Here is a 15,441-nt window from a genome sequence, read left to right as displayed (position 1 = left end):
TCCTTGCCCGAAAATCGCTTCGGGGTGTTTAAAATAGGGGGGGGATTAGCGTTGCGCCAGCCGGTTCGTCACTTGCTGATGCGTTGGCATATTGGCGGCTCCTTCTCGTTCGACTGCCAGCGAGGCAAACGCATTCGCGTACGTGGCGGCTTGCGCCACGCTCTGCCCGGCGGCGACGGCGGCGGCGAAGGCACCGTTGAACGCATCGCCAGCGCCGGTGGTATCCACGCTGACGGCGGGAAAGGCCGGGATATGCTGAAATTGCTGGCCGTCAAATAACAGGGCGCCATTGGCGCCCATGGTGATTATCACCCGTGTGGCGCCAAGCGCATGGATTTTTTGCGCGGCTTGTCTGGCACTCTCAAGGTTACTGATCTCAATACCGGATAAGAGCGAGGCTTCCGTTTCGTTTGGGGTGATGATATCCACATAATCAAGACAGGAGACGACGTCATCGGAATAAGGCGCCGGATTCAGGATAATTTTGGTGCCGAGCGCTTTGGCCAATTTCATGGCGCTCAATGTCGCCGGGAAGTTATTTTCCATTTGCAGCAATAACACGTCTGCATCTTCGAGGTCAGGCATAATCTCAGCGATTTCTTCATCGGTCAGTGTTTTATTCGCCCCGGAATAAATGGCAATCATATTTTCGCCATTTTGTTGCGAGACATAAATAATCGCATTGCCGGTGGGTTCTGTTTCAGACTGATATAATTTAAATGAGTGAATAGGAGATTTTGACAAATGCTCATACGCGAAATGACTGAATTGGTCTTTTCCTACTTTCGATACGAAATGGACTTTCGCACCGGCCATGCTGGCCGCCATAGCCTGATTAGCGCCTTTTCCTCCCGGTCCCAGCGCACTGCCCTGCGCCAGCAATGATTCTCCGCCTTTAGGAAAACGGGCGACTCTGGCGACAATATCCACATTAAACGAACCAAGAATACAGACCTTGCCTTTCATGGCGTTATCCTTTTTTCGGATACTTCTATTTCTTACCTGATTCTTTATTTTTTTTAACAGGACTTCGAAGTCTTTCCCGGTTTCGGTAATAAGCTGAGATTGCAGACTGCGTCGAATAATAATGGCGCCGCCGTGACAGCGCTGAACCAGGCGTTGTCGGGCCAATGCATTCAGATCACTACGGATGGTTTCTCTGGTGACGGAAAAAACCTCGGCCAGATACTCCACGCTGACGCGATCATGTTGATCCAGATAGTCCAGAATCTTGTTTCTGCGTTCTTCAAGAAACATACCGTTAACACCTCTTGAATGAGAGTAATGGAGTCGTTCTGGTTGAAAAGTGACCGTGATCATAGGATGTCGGATAAAACGGAAGTAAACAAAAATTCTTACTACCTATCTATCAGGCGACAAGAGAGGCTGTCAGTACGCAGGGTGGCGAGATGTGAAAACCATCACATTCATATTGAAATAGGGAGGATTACCCGCGGTTATTGCACTGCGTTCCGGGCAGTAAATGTTTTAGAATCGAGAATATAAATTCATTGGCGCAAAGCGGTGGGCTATTGTCATGATCCGAATTGTTGCTTTCTCCAATCCGCGTCTGGCGCAGGCGTTTGTCGATTATATGCACACGCATCAGATCCGGCTGGTTGCCCGCATTAACGACAACGAAGTGGATATCTGGTTGCCGGATGAAAGCCAGCAGGAGCGGGTGAGGCAGGAACTGGAACGCTTTCTGCAAGAGCCGTGGCACGAACGCTATCAGGCGGCCAGTTGGCATAGCGGCACCACCAACAGCGGGCTGCGTTACCCGTCATTTTCCTACTTGCAGACGTTGCGTCAGCGTGCGGGACCGCTAACGCTGGGAATGCTGGTGGTCACCATTGCTGTCTACCTGTTGATGCAGGTTTATGGCGTGGAGCGCATGATGCTGCTGCTGGCCTTTCCGGGTAGCGCGCAGACTTTGCAGCTATGGCGCTGGTTCAGCCACGTGCTGCTGCATTTCTCATTGTTGCATCTGCTGTTTAACCTGATGTGGTGGTGGTATCTTGGCGGCCCGGTGGAACGTATGTTGGGCACCCGGCGATTGTGTGTGATTCTGTTGCTGTCGTCCGCGCTCAGCGGTTGGGCGCAGTCCTGGTTCAGCGGCGTCTATTTCGGTGGTTTGTCCGGCGTGGTCTACGCCCTGATGGGGTATGTCTGGTTGCGTGGTGAACGTGAGCCAGACGGGCCGTTGTATCTTCAGCGCGGCTTGATGGCCTTTGCGCTGGTATGGCTGGTGGCGGGCTATTTCGATATTTTGGGCATGTCGATAGCGAATGCGGCTCATGTCGCGGGGCTGCTCGTTGGCGTGTTGATGGCCTGGTGGGATACCCGCCTGCGCCACCATTAAGCCATCGTACTGTTTATCGCAGCGCAACTGGCGTGCGTATTGTTACCCAGTGCGGCGGTGTTTTAGTTGGCCGACATGACGGCATGTCGGCGTTTGAGGGGACCAAGGTGAAGCAAACTCAGCGGCACGACGCCATTATCGATCTGGTGCGTCGGCAGGGATACGTTAGTACCGAAGAACTGGTGGAGCATTTTGCCGTCAGCCCGCAGACCATTCGCCGCGACCTGAATGATCTGGCGGAACAGAACAAGATTCATCGTCATCATGGTGGAGCGGCGTTGCCGTCCAGTTCAGTGAATACGGCCTATCATGATCGTAAAATGATGTGGTCTGATGAAAAAGCCAGGATTGCGAGGCAGGTCGCCAGCCAGATTCCAGATGGTGCTACGCTTTTTATTGATATTGGTACGACACCGGAAGCCGTGGCCCACGCGCTAATGAACCATAAGGATTTGCGGGTAGTCACTAACAACCTAAATGTGGCAACGTTACTGACCGCCAAAGAAGATTTTCGCCTGATTCTGGCCGGCGGCGAGGTGCGCAGTCGGGACGGCGGCATCATGGGCGAGGCAACGCTCGATTTTATTTCCCAGTTCCGGCTTGATTTCGGCATCCTTGGAATCAGCGGTATTGATATGGATGGTTCGTTGTTGGAGTTTGACTACCATGAAGTTCGCACCAAACGCGCTATCATCGAAAATTCCCGTTGCGTGATGCTGGTGACGGACCATTCGAAATTTGGCCGTAACGCTATGGTTAATTTGGGCAATATGGATTTGATCGACTATCTTTTTACCGATCAGTTACCGCCCCCCAGTGTGCTGAAAATAATTGAACAACATAAGGTACAGTTGGAGTTGTGCTGATCCCGACGTGCCTTTTTCCATCACTGACAAGAGGAGAGAGGCACGATGTCCCCCTTATTCAATCGCTCCCAGTTTAGCGCTGCTCTGCAGCGTCAGTTGCAGGCGTGTGCTAAACCGTCTTTGCAGGCGTTGTCGCTGCGCCAGTGCTGGCAACTGGTGAGCGCCGCGCTGACGGAGCAACTGGATGGGTTGACGTCTGCCAAACCATCCTTGCCTGATGCATCACCTGTGGCGTCGCGGCATGTTAATTATCTGTCGATGGAATTTCTGCCTGGTCGCCTGACTGGCAACAACCTGCTCAATCTGGGGTGGTACGACGCGGTGGCGGAGGTGCTGGCGCAGCACGGTCTGGCGTTGAGCGATGTGCTGGAGCAGGAAACTGACCCGGCGCTTGGCAACGGTGGGCTGGGAAGGCTGGCTTCCTGCTATCTGGACGCCATGGCGACGGTCGGCCAGCCGGCGATTGGCTACGGTCTGCATTATCAATACGGTTTGTTCCGCCAGCATTTTGACGCTGGTTTTCAGCGCGAAGCTCCGGATGACTGGTTGCGTGACAGCTACCCTTGGGCACGTCCCCGCCCGGAACTGGCGGTGGAGGTCGGTTTTGGCGGCGAACTGGTGATGCAGGCGGATGGCAGCGAGCGTTGGATACCGGATCAGGTCGTCATCGGTGAAGCGACTGATATCCCGGTGATGGGTTATCACAATGGTCGGGTGCAACCGCTGCGATTGTGGCAAGCCACCCATAGCGAGCCGTTTGATCTTGAGCAGTTCAACGCTGGTCATTACCTGAAAGCCGAACAGCAGGGAATTTCTGCCGCCAGCCTGACCAAGGTACTCTACCCGAATGACAATCATGCAGCAGGCAAAAAACTGCGCCTGATGCAGCAGTATTTTCAGTGTGCCTGCTCAGTCGCGGACATCTTCCGGCGGCATGAGCGTGCAGGGCGACCGTTGGAGACGTTGCCCGATTATGAAGTGGTGCAGCTGAACGATACTCACCCGACGCTGGCGATTCCTGAAACCCTGCGTCTGTTGCTGGATGAGCATGAATGGTCGTGGGAACAAGCCTGGCAGTTTACCGGGCGTTTGTTCGCCTATACCAACCATACCCTGATGCCGGAAGCGCTGGAGTGCTGGGACGAACGGCTGTTTGGCCGGTTGTTGCCGCGCCATCTGTCGATTATTAAAACCATCAATGAGCACCTGCGCCAGCAGGTGGACGCGCGCTGGCCGGGGGATAGGCACGTTTGGGCGCGGCTGGCGGTGGTGCATCGCCGTCAGGTGAGAATGGCGAATTTGTGCGTGGTGGCCTGTTTTGCGGTTAACGGGGTGGCGCAGATGCACTCTGAACTGGTGGTGCGCGACCTGTTTACGGAATATCACCAGTTGTGGCCGACGAAGTTTCACAATGTGACCAACGGCATTACGCCGCGCCGTTGGCTGAAACAGTGCAATCCGGCGCTGTCTGCGCTGATAGACGAGACGCTGAAGACCGGGTGGGGCAACCGGCTGACGCTGCTGGACGGCCTGGTGCCCTACGCGCAGGACAGTGCCTTCCGCTCGCGTTATCGCCAAATCAAGCAGGATAACAAAACCCAGCTGGCACAATTTTTACGGCGTGAATACGGCATGATTGTTGACCCGACCGCGCTGTTTGATGTGCAAATCAAGCGGTTGCACGAATACAAACGGCAGCACCTGAATCTGCTGCACATTTTATCGCTGTATAAGCAATTGCGTGCCAACCCTGGATTGGATATCGTGCCGCGCCTTTTTCTGTTTGGCGCCAAAGCCGCGCCGGGGTATGTACTGGCGAAAAATATTATTTACGCCATTAACTGCGTGGCGGAGCATATCAACCGCGACAAGCGGGTGAATGATCGCCTGCGCGTGGTTTTCTTGCCGGATTACCGTGTTTCGCTGGCGGAGCGGATTATTCCGGCTGCTGACGTGTCGGAGCAGATTTCCACCGCAGGTAAGGAAGCGTCGGGTACCGGAAACATGAAGCTGGCATTGAATGGCGCGTTGACGGTAGGCACGCTGGATGGCGCCAATGTGGAGATGGCGCAGGAAGTGGGTGCCGAGAATCTGTTCATCTTCGGGCATACCGTCGGGCAGGTAAAAACATTGCTTGCCGATGGTTATGAACCTGCTCGCTATATTGCCGCCAATCCATTATTAAAGGACATTCTTGATGAACTGGCGGATGGGACATTCAGTAATGGGGATAAAACGGCGTTCGCGCCCTTGTTGGATAGCCTGCTAAAACTGGGTGACCCCTATCTGGTACTGGCTGATTTCGCCCCTTACTGCCAGGCTCAACAGCGTGTTGATGCGTTGTATCGTGAACCTGATGAATGGACGCGTCGCTGCATTCTGAATACTGCCCGTATGGGTATGTTCAGTGCTGATCGGGCAATTCATGATTATCAGCAACGCATCTGGACGATGCGTGATTAAGGAATCAATACCATGGCGTTGAGAGCAAAAAAATCTGTCCCCCACTGTCCGGGGATCGCTGATACCTATAAAGATGCTTACGGTAATGAACAGGTTGTAGACAACGAAACCCGCCAGGCACTGCAACAACTGCTTGATGTCACGGAGCCGACAACGGCGCCATTGCCTTCGGTGTACGTGCTCCGTCAGGGGCAGCAGAATAGGTTGCTCCTGCGTGATGAGGGCGACTATATCTGGACGCTCACCTATGAAAAAGGCGGCATTATCGAAGGGCGTTCACATGGTCAGGCGGCGCTGGCGTTGCCGGATAACCTGCCGCCTGGCTACCACCAACTGGTACTGACGCAGGGGGAGCAGCAGTGGTCTTGCCGGGTAATTGTGGCGCCGGCGCGGTGTTATGAGCCAGAACCGTTGACACAAGGAAGGCGTTGGTGGGGCGTCATGGTGCAGCTTTATACCCTGCGTTCGTCAGACAACTGGGGGATCGGCGATTTCGGCGACTTAAAAACGCTGGTGGAACAAGTGGCGCGTCGGGGCGGTGCGTTTGTCGGCCTGAACCCACTACATGCGCTGTATCCGGCGGAGCCGGAGGCCGCCAGCCCGTATAGTCCGTCATCACGCAACTGGCTGAATATCGTCTATATCGATGTGAATCAAGTGGATGATTTTCATCAGAGCGATGCCGCTTGCGAGTGGTGGCAACAAGATGACGTTCAACGGCGATTAACCGCTGCCCGCGCCAGCCGATGGGTGGACTATAGCGCCGTCACCAGCCTGAAACTGACGGCGCTGCGTCTGGCGTTTAACCACTTTACTCGCCGCAATGTACTGGACCCACGTAAAACGGCCTTTCAGCATTTCCTGAAAACCCATGATGAAAGCCTGTTGCAGCAGGCAACCTATGACGCATTGCAGGCGTGGATGAAACAGCAGGATGAAGCGGCTGCCGACTGGTTGCAGTGGCCGCAGGAATACCACGATGCGCGCAGCGAGGCCACGTTGCGATTCCGGCAGGAACATGCCGACGATGTGCAGTTTTATTGCTGGCTACAGTGGCTGGCGCATGAACAACTGGCGGACTGTTTTTCCCTCAGTAAACAACTGGGTATGCCGATTGGTTTATATCGAGATTTGGCGGTCGGCGTCGCAAAGGGCGGCGTGGATACCTGGGGTGATCAGCAATTGCATTGCATGTCGGTGACGATTGGCGCGCCGCCTGATCCGCTGGGGCCGAGCGGACAAAACTGGAACCTGACGCCGATGCACCCGACACTGTTGCGCCAGCGCGGCTATCAGCCTTTTATCGATCTGTTGCGCAGTAATATGGCGCACAGCGGCGCGTTGCGTATCGACCATGTGATGGGCTTGCTGCGTCTGTGGTGGATTCTGAATGGCCGCACGGCTAACCACGGTGCCTACGTGCTTTACCCGGTGGATGACCTGTTGGGAATACTGGCGCTGGAAAGCCATCGCCATCGTTGTCTGGTGATCGGCGAAGATCTGGGAACTGTGCCGGAGGAGATCATCAACAAACTGCGCGACAACAGTGTTTATTCTTATAAGGTACTGTTTTTTGAAAAAGATCAGCACGATCATTTTCGCGCTCCTGATGAGTATCCACCCCGTTCAATGGCTACCATCACCACTCATGACCTGGCAACGCTGCGTGGTTACTGGCAGGGCGTTGATCTGACGCTGGGCAAGGATCTTGGGTTGTATTCCACGGATGCGTTGCTACAGCAGCAACACATCGCACGTGAGCGCGCCAAGCAGGGGCTGCTTGATGCTCTGCATGAACAAGGATTGCTTCCGCAGCGGGTCGGGCGCAATGCGGCATTGACCAGCATGAGCGCTCAGCTTAATCGTGGTGTGCAACGCTATCTGGCGGACAGCGCCAGCGCACTGTTGGGGTTGCAGCTTGAAGACTGGCTGGACATGTCTACACCGGTGAATGTGCCGGGTACTCATCAGGAATATCCCAACTGGCGGCGTAAACTGAGTCGTCCGCTGGATTCCATTTTCACTGATCGTTATCTGGAGCGGCTGATTCGGGATATCGATTTGCGCCGCGGTGGACCGGTGCCATCGAGAACCTCAAAAGCGGGCAACGTCGCTGCTGACGACAAATCACAAGAGACGAAAAAAACCTGAGTGTCAGGTGGTGTACGTCGCTGGAAGAAACAACGAGCGGTCAGGTAACTGACCGCTCGTGATGAAGTAAAAACAGGCCGACAACATCGTTAGACGGTAACATCGTCAGAATCGTATCCTGTTATCAACGAGATCCTGTTATATCAACGGTATCCGGTTAATATCCGGTTAATAGTAAGAGTGCTCGCCGCGCTGGTGTTCGGTCAGGTCACGTACCCCTTTCAGCTCAGGGAATTTCTGCAACAACTCTTTTTCAATGCCTTCCTTCAGGGTGTAATCCACCATGGAGCAGCCGTTGCAGCCGCCGCCGAATTGCAGAATGGCGTAACCTTCCTCGGTGATTTCCATCAGCGATACGCGACCGCCATGACCAGCCAGTTGCGGGTTGATCTGGGATTGCAGTACGTACTCAACCCGTTCCATCAGCGGAGCATCATCGCCGACTTTGCGCATTTTGGCGTTCGGCGCCTTTAAGGTCAGTTGGGAACCCAACTGGTCGGTCACGAAGTCGATTTCGGCGTCTTCCAGATACGGCGCGCTGAGTTCATCCACATAGGCGGACAGCTTTTCAAACTTCAGCTCGGTATCGTTCGGCTCGACGGCATCGGGCGGGCAGTAGGACACGCCGCACTCGGCGTTCGGTGTACCGGGATTGATGACGAAGACACGAATCTGGGTGCCTTCTTCCTGTTTTGCCAGCAGCTTGGCAAAGTGCTCCTGAGCAGCGTCGGTAATACGAATCATAATGTTAACTCAATAGTTGACTACGCCAGTTGGTTATAATACGCCCATCAAGACGGTTACGACAAGGTGCGACATACACACCACACCTGAACCTGCCGCGCACCAGCGTTGAGCAGCGTCCGGCTGATCTCCGCCGCCGTGCTGCCGGTGGTCACGACATCATCCAGCAATACTAACCGTTTACCGACAATCTGTTGGTTGACGACATCGTGTCGGCACCGGAATGCGCCGCGCAGGTTACGGCGACGGGAGCGCGCGCCCAGCGTCTGTTGGGGCGCGGTATAACGTACGCGGATCAACACATCAGGATGATAGGCGCAACCCAGCCAGTGCGCCAACTGGCGCGCGAGCAGGTCGGTTTGATTGAACCCTCTGCGCCAATGGCGCTGTCGATGCAGCGGAACGGTGATGATGGCGTCAGGACGGGGATACGCGTCGGGCAGTGTCAGCGCAGTATCCCGACGGCGTAGCAGCCATTGCAGTAGTACCAGTCGCGCCAGCGCCGGGGTCAGTTCGGTGCGTCCCTGAAATTTGAGCCGTTTGATGAGGGTGGTCAGCGGTGGCTGGTAGTCGCTGACGAACAGCAACGACTGCCATGGCGGCGGCTGTTGCAGGCAGCGTCCGCACGGCAGAACGTTGGACGCCGAAGGCAGTCCGCAGCGTGGGCAGCAGGTGACCGGCAGCGGCAGATGACGGCGGCAGTGACTGCATATCCCGTGATGACTATGATAGAGCGGCTGCTGGCAGAGCCAGCACTGTGCCATGATCGTCAACATCGTCTCTTTCCCTGAGCAATCAGGCATTACCGGCGGCATGGCCTGAATCATTCCACTTCTGACGGAGGACACTATAACTCATGGGATCACTGCACTGGCAAACTGAAGGGGAAGGCAGATGTGAACTTGTGATGCTGCACGGCTGGGGAATGAATTCGCAGGTGTGGAACAGCATCGTCGTGCAGCTTGCCCCGCATTTTCGGCTGCACCGGGTGGATTTGCCAGGTTATGGTCAGAGTCAGGCATTTGGGGCGATGCCGCTGATCGACATGGTGCAGCAGGTGCTGGCGCAGGCGCCAGAGCGGGCGGTGTGGTTAGGCTGGTCGCTGGGGGGGCTGGTGGCCAGCCAGGCGGCGCTGAGTGCGCCGGAGCGGGTCAGCGCGCTGATCACACTGGCGTCGTCACCGTGTTTTGAGGAACGTGATGGCTGGCCGGGTATTCGCCCACAAGTGCTGTCCGGTTTTCAGCGTTTGCTGAGTGATGATTTCTTCGGCACCATCGAGCGATTTCTGGCATTGCAGACACTGGGGACGGAAAGCGCCAGAAAAGATGCGCGTGCGTTGAAGCTGGCGTTGTCGGGCCAGCCATCGCCTTCCACCGAGGTGCTGACCGCCGGGCTGGGGATTTTGCGCGATACCGACCTGCGCGAGCCGCTTCGCACGCTCACCATGCCGTTCCTGCGGCTGTACGGCGCACTGGACGGGTTAGTGCCGCGCAAAGTCGCCGCACTGATGGATGAGCAGTATCCGCACTCCACTTCGGTGGTGATACCGAAAGCCGCCCACGCGCCGTTTATCTCTCATCCGGAGATGTTTGTGGAGCAGGTGGTGAATTTTGTTCAGGAGAGTGTGCTGGTAGGGCGCTAGTGTGAAGCACTGATTACGCTAGTCGCCGCTACAAAATACAGGGTTCAGACTGGATAGCCTGAACCCCGACAAGAGCTATCACCGTTTCTTAAACGCCGCTGCCAGTGCGTCACTCATGGCGCTGTTGCCAGCCGGGTTACTGGTCTGGCGTGGGCGTGCCTTGTTGCCCGCCTGCGACGATGGTCGGGAGGCATTCGCGTTGTCGCGCTCGCGTCCGCCGCTGCGACGGCTATTGCCCTCACCCGGCTGTTCGTCCAGTCGCAGGGTCAGCGCGATGCGCTTACGTTGCAGGTCCACCTCCAGCACTTTCACCTTAACGATGTCACCGGCTTTCACCACCTGATGCGGGTCTTCCACAAAGCGATCCGACAAGGAAGAGATGTGCACCAGCCCGTCCTGATGTACACCGATATCCACAAACGCACCAAAGTTGGTGACGTTGGTGACGGCACCTTCCAGAATCATGCCCGGCATCAGGTCGTTCAGGGTTTCCACCCCATCGGCGAAGCTGGCGGTTTTGAATTCCGGTCGCGGGTCGCGCCCCGGTTTTTCCAGCTCTTTGATGATGTCGGTGACGGTCGGCACTCCGAAGCGATCGTCGGTAAAGTTGGCTGGCTTTAGCGTACGCAGCGCACTGGCGTTGCCCATCAGATCCTGCAGTTTTTGCTCGGTGGCGGCCAGAATGCGTTCCACCACAGGGTAGGCTTCCGGGTGGACGGTAGAGGCATCAAGCGGATTATCGCCGTGGTTGATACGCAGGAAGCCGGCGCATTGCTCAAAGGCTTTCGGACCGAGACGGCTGACTTTCAGCAGCTGTTCGCGGTTGTTGAAGCGGCCATTTTCGTCACGCCAACTGACGATATTCTGCGCCATCAGCCGGGTGAGGCCCGCCACACGGGTGAGCAACGGCACTGAGGCGGTGTTGAGGTCAACGCCGACGGCGTTCACACAGTCTTCCACCACGGCGTCCAGCTTCTTCGCCAGTTGGGTCTGGCTGACGTCATGCTGGTACTGGCCGACGCCGATGGATTTCGGGTCGATCTTAACCAGTTCCGACAGCGGGTCTTGCAGGCGACGGGCGATAGACACCGCGCCGCGCAACGATACGTCCAGATCCGGGAATTCCAGCGCTGCCAGTTCGGAGGCAGAGTACACCGACGCGCCTGCTTCACTGACGATCACCTTCTGTGCTTTCACTTCCGGGAACTGCTTCTGAGTATCGAGGAAGAAACGCTCGGTTTCGCGGGATGCGGTGCCGTTGCCGATGGCGACCAGCTCCACCTGATGTTTGATGCACAATGCCGCGACGACGGCGGCGGCTTTGGCGGCCTGACCGGTGTGCGGGTAGATGGTATCGGTCGCCACCAGTTTGCCGGTGGCATCCACCACCGCTACTTTCACGCCGGTGCGCAGACCGGGGTCCAGCCCCATGGTGGCGCGCATACCGGCAGGCGCCGCCATCAACAGGTCATGCAGGTTGCGGGCAAACACGTTGATGGCCTCGTCTTCGGCTTTTTCACGCACGCTGCTCATCAGCTCGGTTTCCAGATGCAGCAGCACCTTGATGCGCCAGGTCCAGTTCACGACTGCACGCCGCCAGTTGTCCGCCGGGGCATTGCCGAGCCGTAATCCCAGATGTTCGACGATGATGTGCTCGCAGTGGCTCTCTTTGGGCGGTTCGTCAAACTGTGGGTCGGCGTTAAGCGCCAGTTGCAGCACGCCTTCGTTACGGCCACGGAACATCGCCAATGCCCGGTGCGACGGCACCTGCGACAGCGGTTCGTGGTGGTCGAAGTAGTCGCGGAATTTTGCGCCTTCTTCCTCTTTGCCTTCTACCACGCGTGATACCAGATGAGCGTTTTTCCACAGATAATCGCGTACCTTGCCCAGCAGCACGGCGTCTTCGGCAAAGCGCTCCATCAGAATATAGCGAGCACCATCCAGCGCGGCTTTAACGTCGGCCACGCCGTTATCGGCATTGACGTAAGCCTCGGCAACGAGTTCCGGGGGTTGAGCGGGGTCGTTCCACAGGCTGTCCGCCAGCGGCTCCAGTCCGGCTTCGATGGCGATTTGCCCACGGGTGCGGCGTTTGGGTTTGTAAGGCAGGTAGAGGTCTTCCAGCTCGGTTTTGCTGAGCGTACCGTTGATGGAGGCTGCCAGTGCGTCGGTCAGTTTGCCCTGTTCCTCAATTGATTTGAGGATGGTCTGGCGGCGTTCTTCCAGTTCGCGCAGGTAGGACAAACGGCTTTCCAACTGACGCAGTTGGGTGTCATCCAGCCCACCGGTGACTTCCTTACGGTAGCGGGCGATAAACGGGACCGTGTTGCCCTCGTCCAGCAGTTGAATAGCCGCACTGACTTGTTCGGTTCGCGCCTGCAATTCGCTGGCAATAATCTGGCTTAATGCGTTGTTCATAGTGTTATCAACAAGATAGTGTTATTAGCGAGATAATGAATGTTGTAAGGATAGACAACTGGGGGACAGTTATACGGATTGACGGCGCAAAATGCCAGTCAGACAAACGAGGAAAGGCCGCCCGGTGGGGGAGTAACGATGCCTGTATCAACAGGCATCGTGTGATGGCTAATCCCCGGTGAAGCCTTGTTCGCGGGCATTGATTTGCCAGTACAACAAGGCGGGATAGGCAGTGGTTCGTTGTTGTTGCTCTGTATTAACGGGGTGTGCGGTGGTTTGTGTGAGCATCGGGTTGGCCGGGTCCCACGGATAGCGTGCGCTACTGCCGATAGGCATCGCGCCCTGCTCATCTATCCACAGTGCCTGATTGTAGCCAAATGCGCGCGTTGTATCGTCCTGTTCTGCCAGCATATTGCGCCCACCGAGTGCGTAATAGGGCGTATCGGAGAGGCTGTAGGCATAGAGCGTTGGAAAGATATCCTTGTGCGAGCCGGGGCGGGATGGGTCAAAACGCCAGGTGGTTTGCGCCAGAATGGTTTTGGGCACGTACAGATAGAAGGGAACCGCACGATCAAGGAACTGCTCGTGCGGATACTGGGCCTTCAGACGGCGCATCTGGTGGTCGCCGGTCGCTGCGATCAGCGTTGATTCGCCGATGGGTGATGATTTCACCGCCGTAATAAATGCACCCAGCGCATTGGTGGCGTATTGGTAGGTGGCGGCGATGGACTCTTGTTCCTGTGGCGTCACTTCAGCATGAGCCATCATCTCTGGCCCGGCATGTACGGGGTGCGGGTGATAGCTGGCAGGGACCTGATAAGGCGGATGATTGGTGATGGTAAGAATACTGATAAATAGCGGCTGTTGTGCTTCTGCCAGCAAACGTTGCGCCAGCCGAAACGCGAATTCATCCGGCACGCCCCAGTCGGTCAGCATGGCGCGTGACTCCGGGTAACGCTCCATCAGTGAACTTTGATCGTAGATTTCATCCACGCCGAGCCGGGGCAGGTAGTTGCCGAGGTTGCGCCACATGCGGCTGCCGGAGGTGATGAAAATCACTTTGTAGCCCGCTTTTTTGTAGGTGGCGTAGGGTGTGTCGTCCAGCTTTTTGTATTGTGCGGACGAGTGGCTGAGATTCTGGATGGGGCTTTGGAAAAACAGCGCTGCAAACGACGGCGCGGTACCGTTGCCTTCTGAGACGAAACGGCGGAACACAAAGTCCGAAGCAAAATGCGGCCTCAGCGCGCCCAGCATATCGTTATCCGGCAGATGGTCGTACACCAGCATATTACTTCCCATGCTTTCCATTAGTGCCATCACTACGTTGGGATGGTGCGCTGCCAGCCAGGGGTTAACCGGGGTACGGCCTTCCAGTGTTGTCAGGCCGGTTTGGGCACGCAGCTGGTCCCCCGCGGTACGCGTCACCGGTTTGAAGCTGATGTCTTCGTCTCTGTCACCCAGCGCCCACGCTGAAGCCATCAGGCCATTGGGCGTCAGTTTGTTCAGAATAGTGACGCTAGAGATTTGAGAGTCGTTGCGCCGTAGCGGGAAGGTGCTGAGGCTGCCGCGGATCATGGCGAAGAACAGCAGCAGGCTGATGAACAGATAAACGATAAAGGTCTGACGAGAGAGCAAACGGGGCTGACGAACCGACAGCAGTGTGTGTCTGCTAAGCCAGCCTGCCAGCCCGGCAAACAACAATACCAGCAGTAGTGAAACCACAACCGGATAATCCTGCCAGATGGTTGCCAGCACGGCGGACGGGCCATCGTCAATCAGCCCGAAAGCGAAGATATCGATATAGGTGTGATAGGTCTGGTAATAGAAGTAGTTGATGATAGCGATGATGCTCACCAGAAAGGCGCAACCGCCCACATACCAGGGGGCGATGCGCTGCAGCCAGCGCCAGCCGCTGCGATGCAGGCTCATCAATAAACCAATGACCAGCAGCGGCGCCAGTATGATGGAGACGGCGCGTAAATCGTAACGCAACCCGGTTAGCCACATCAGTTTCACAGCAAAAGCCTGATCTTGTAATTGCTGTTTGTCGGCAAATACCGAAAACATGGTCAGACGGGCGCCGGACAACAATAGACTCAGGAGTAAAATCTGACACCATAGTGCCTTCAAAAGGGCGCGAGCGCGCTGTTGGTACTTATCCATTTTATTCTTGGTTCTGGAGGTGTTATCAGTACCGGAATGCTACGGGGTTATTTCAGAAAAATCTTAGTATTGTGTCAGGAAGATGAAAGAAAATATGAACGGCAGACTGGCTCTACCGTTCTGTATGGCGGTGTGAGTCAGTTAATCGGGTGGTGATAGTCGATTTTATTGACGTACCAGACTTTGGGACCGGCGGGAGTACTGACCACCACTTCCTCGTCCACTGCTTTTTTCAGCAGGGCGCGCGCCATAGGTGCGTCAATGGAGATGTAATCTTTGCGGCCATAGATTTCGTCTGGCCCGACGATACGAAAGCGCTTAACATCACCGTCTTCGTTTTCCACCTCCACCCAGGCGCCGAAAAACACCTTGCCGTCCTGTTGAGGGGAGTAATCCACCACGCGCACGACTTGCAGGCGTTTACGCAGATAGCGCACCCGACGGTCGATTTCACGCAACAGACGCTTGTTGTAAAGGTAATCGGCGTTTTCGCTGCGATCACCCAGGCTGGCGGCCCAGGCTACTTTTTCCGTGATTTCCGGGCGGCGTTCCTTCCACAGATAGTTCAGTTCCTGGTTCAGGGCTTCATAGCCTTCGCGGGTGATCAGATCGGTTTTCATACGCTTTTCTGAAAT

11 protein-coding genes are annotated in these 15,441 nt (G+C 56.0%); 5 read left to right on the top strand and 6 right to left on the bottom strand.

Annotated elements, in window-relative coordinates; genetic code table 11:
* Positions 1-45: 45 nt before the first annotated feature.
* Positions 46-1,257 carry a ribokinase gene (gene rbsK, locus Dpoa2040_RS14890; protein ID WP_168641758.1) on the bottom strand — a complete coding sequence of 404 codons (1,212 nt, stop codon included), beginning with the start codon at positions 1,255-1,257 and terminating at the stop codon, positions 46-48.
* Positions 1,258-1,537: 280 nt separating this feature from the next.
* On the opposite strand from rbsK, the gene glpG reads away from it, so the two are divergent.
* The 4 genes from glpG (at position 1,538) to malQ (ending at position 7,842) form a co-directional block, all read left to right on the top strand.
* Positions 1,538-2,362: a rhomboid family intramembrane serine protease GlpG gene (glpG, locus tag Dpoa2040_RS14885; RefSeq protein WP_168641757.1), complete on the top strand. Its 825-nt coding sequence runs from the start codon at positions 1,538-1,540 to the stop codon at positions 2,360-2,362.
* A gap of 107 nt (positions 2,363-2,469) precedes the next feature.
* The gene (locus Dpoa2040_RS14880; RefSeq protein ID WP_042874104.1) at positions 2,470-3,228 is read left to right on the top strand and encodes a DeoR/GlpR family transcriptional regulator; all 759 of its coding nucleotides are present in this window, start codon (positions 2,470-2,472) and stop codon (positions 3,226-3,228) included.
* A 45-nt stretch (positions 3,229-3,273) separates the two neighbouring features.
* The gene (gene malP / locus Dpoa2040_RS14875) at positions 3,274-5,691 is read left to right on the top strand and encodes a maltodextrin phosphorylase (RefSeq protein WP_168641756.1); all 2,418 of its coding nucleotides are present in this window, start codon (positions 3,274-3,276) and stop codon (positions 5,689-5,691) included.
* A gap of 12 nt (positions 5,692-5,703) precedes the next feature.
* Positions 5,704-7,842, top strand: coding sequence for a 4-alpha-glucanotransferase (malQ, locus tag Dpoa2040_RS14870; RefSeq protein WP_168641755.1), 2,139 nt, complete (start codon positions 5,704-5,706; stop codon positions 7,840-7,842).
* A gap of 168 nt (positions 7,843-8,010) precedes the next feature.
* On the opposite strand, the gene nfuA is transcribed toward malQ, so the two are convergent.
* Together nfuA and gntX are read right to left on the bottom strand one after the other, a co-directional pair.
* The gene (nfuA, locus tag Dpoa2040_RS14865; RefSeq protein ID WP_042873204.1) at positions 8,011-8,586 is read right to left on the bottom strand and encodes a Fe-S biogenesis protein NfuA; all 576 of its coding nucleotides are present in this window, start codon (positions 8,584-8,586) and stop codon (positions 8,011-8,013) included.
* Between the two features lie 56 nt (positions 8,587-8,642).
* The gene (gene gntX, locus Dpoa2040_RS14860; RefSeq protein WP_168641754.1) at positions 8,643-9,362 is read right to left on the bottom strand and encodes a DNA utilization protein GntX; all 720 of its coding nucleotides are present in this window, start codon (positions 9,360-9,362) and stop codon (positions 8,643-8,645) included.
* Between the two features lie 80 nt (positions 9,363-9,442).
* Here gntX and bioH point away from each other — a divergent pair, with 80 nt between their 5' ends.
* Positions 9,443-10,228 (top strand): pimeloyl-ACP methyl ester esterase BioH, encoded by a 786-nt coding sequence (bioH, locus tag Dpoa2040_RS14855; protein WP_168641753.1) that lies wholly within the window; start codon positions 9,443-9,445, stop codon positions 10,226-10,228.
* Between the two features lie 78 nt (positions 10,229-10,306).
* Here bioH and Dpoa2040_RS14850 read toward each other — a convergent pair whose 3' ends face one another.
* The 3 genes from Dpoa2040_RS14850 to greB all read right to left on the bottom strand — a co-directional run bounded on the left by Dpoa2040_RS14850 (position 10,307) and on the right by greB (position 15,426).
* Positions 10,307-12,643, bottom strand: coding sequence for a Tex family protein (locus Dpoa2040_RS14850; protein WP_168641752.1), 2,337 nt, complete (start codon positions 12,641-12,643; stop codon positions 10,307-10,309).
* A gap of 168 nt (positions 12,644-12,811) precedes the next feature.
* Entirely contained in the window at positions 12,812-14,806 is a 1,995-nt protein-coding gene (locus tag Dpoa2040_RS14845) for an LTA synthase family protein (protein ID WP_168641751.1), read from the bottom strand.
* A 137-nt stretch (positions 14,807-14,943) separates the two neighbouring features.
* Entirely contained in the window at positions 14,944-15,426 is a 483-nt protein-coding gene (gene greB, locus Dpoa2040_RS14840) for a transcription elongation factor GreB (protein ID WP_042873193.1), read from the bottom strand.
* Positions 15,427-15,441: the final 15 nt, after the last annotated feature.

Source organism: Dickeya sp. CFBP 2040 (assembly GCF_012273755.1).
Classification (GTDB): Bacteria; Pseudomonadota; Gammaproteobacteria; order Enterobacterales; family Enterobacteriaceae; genus Dickeya; species Dickeya poaceiphila.
This window is presented reverse-complemented; position numbering and strand designations above follow the sequence as displayed.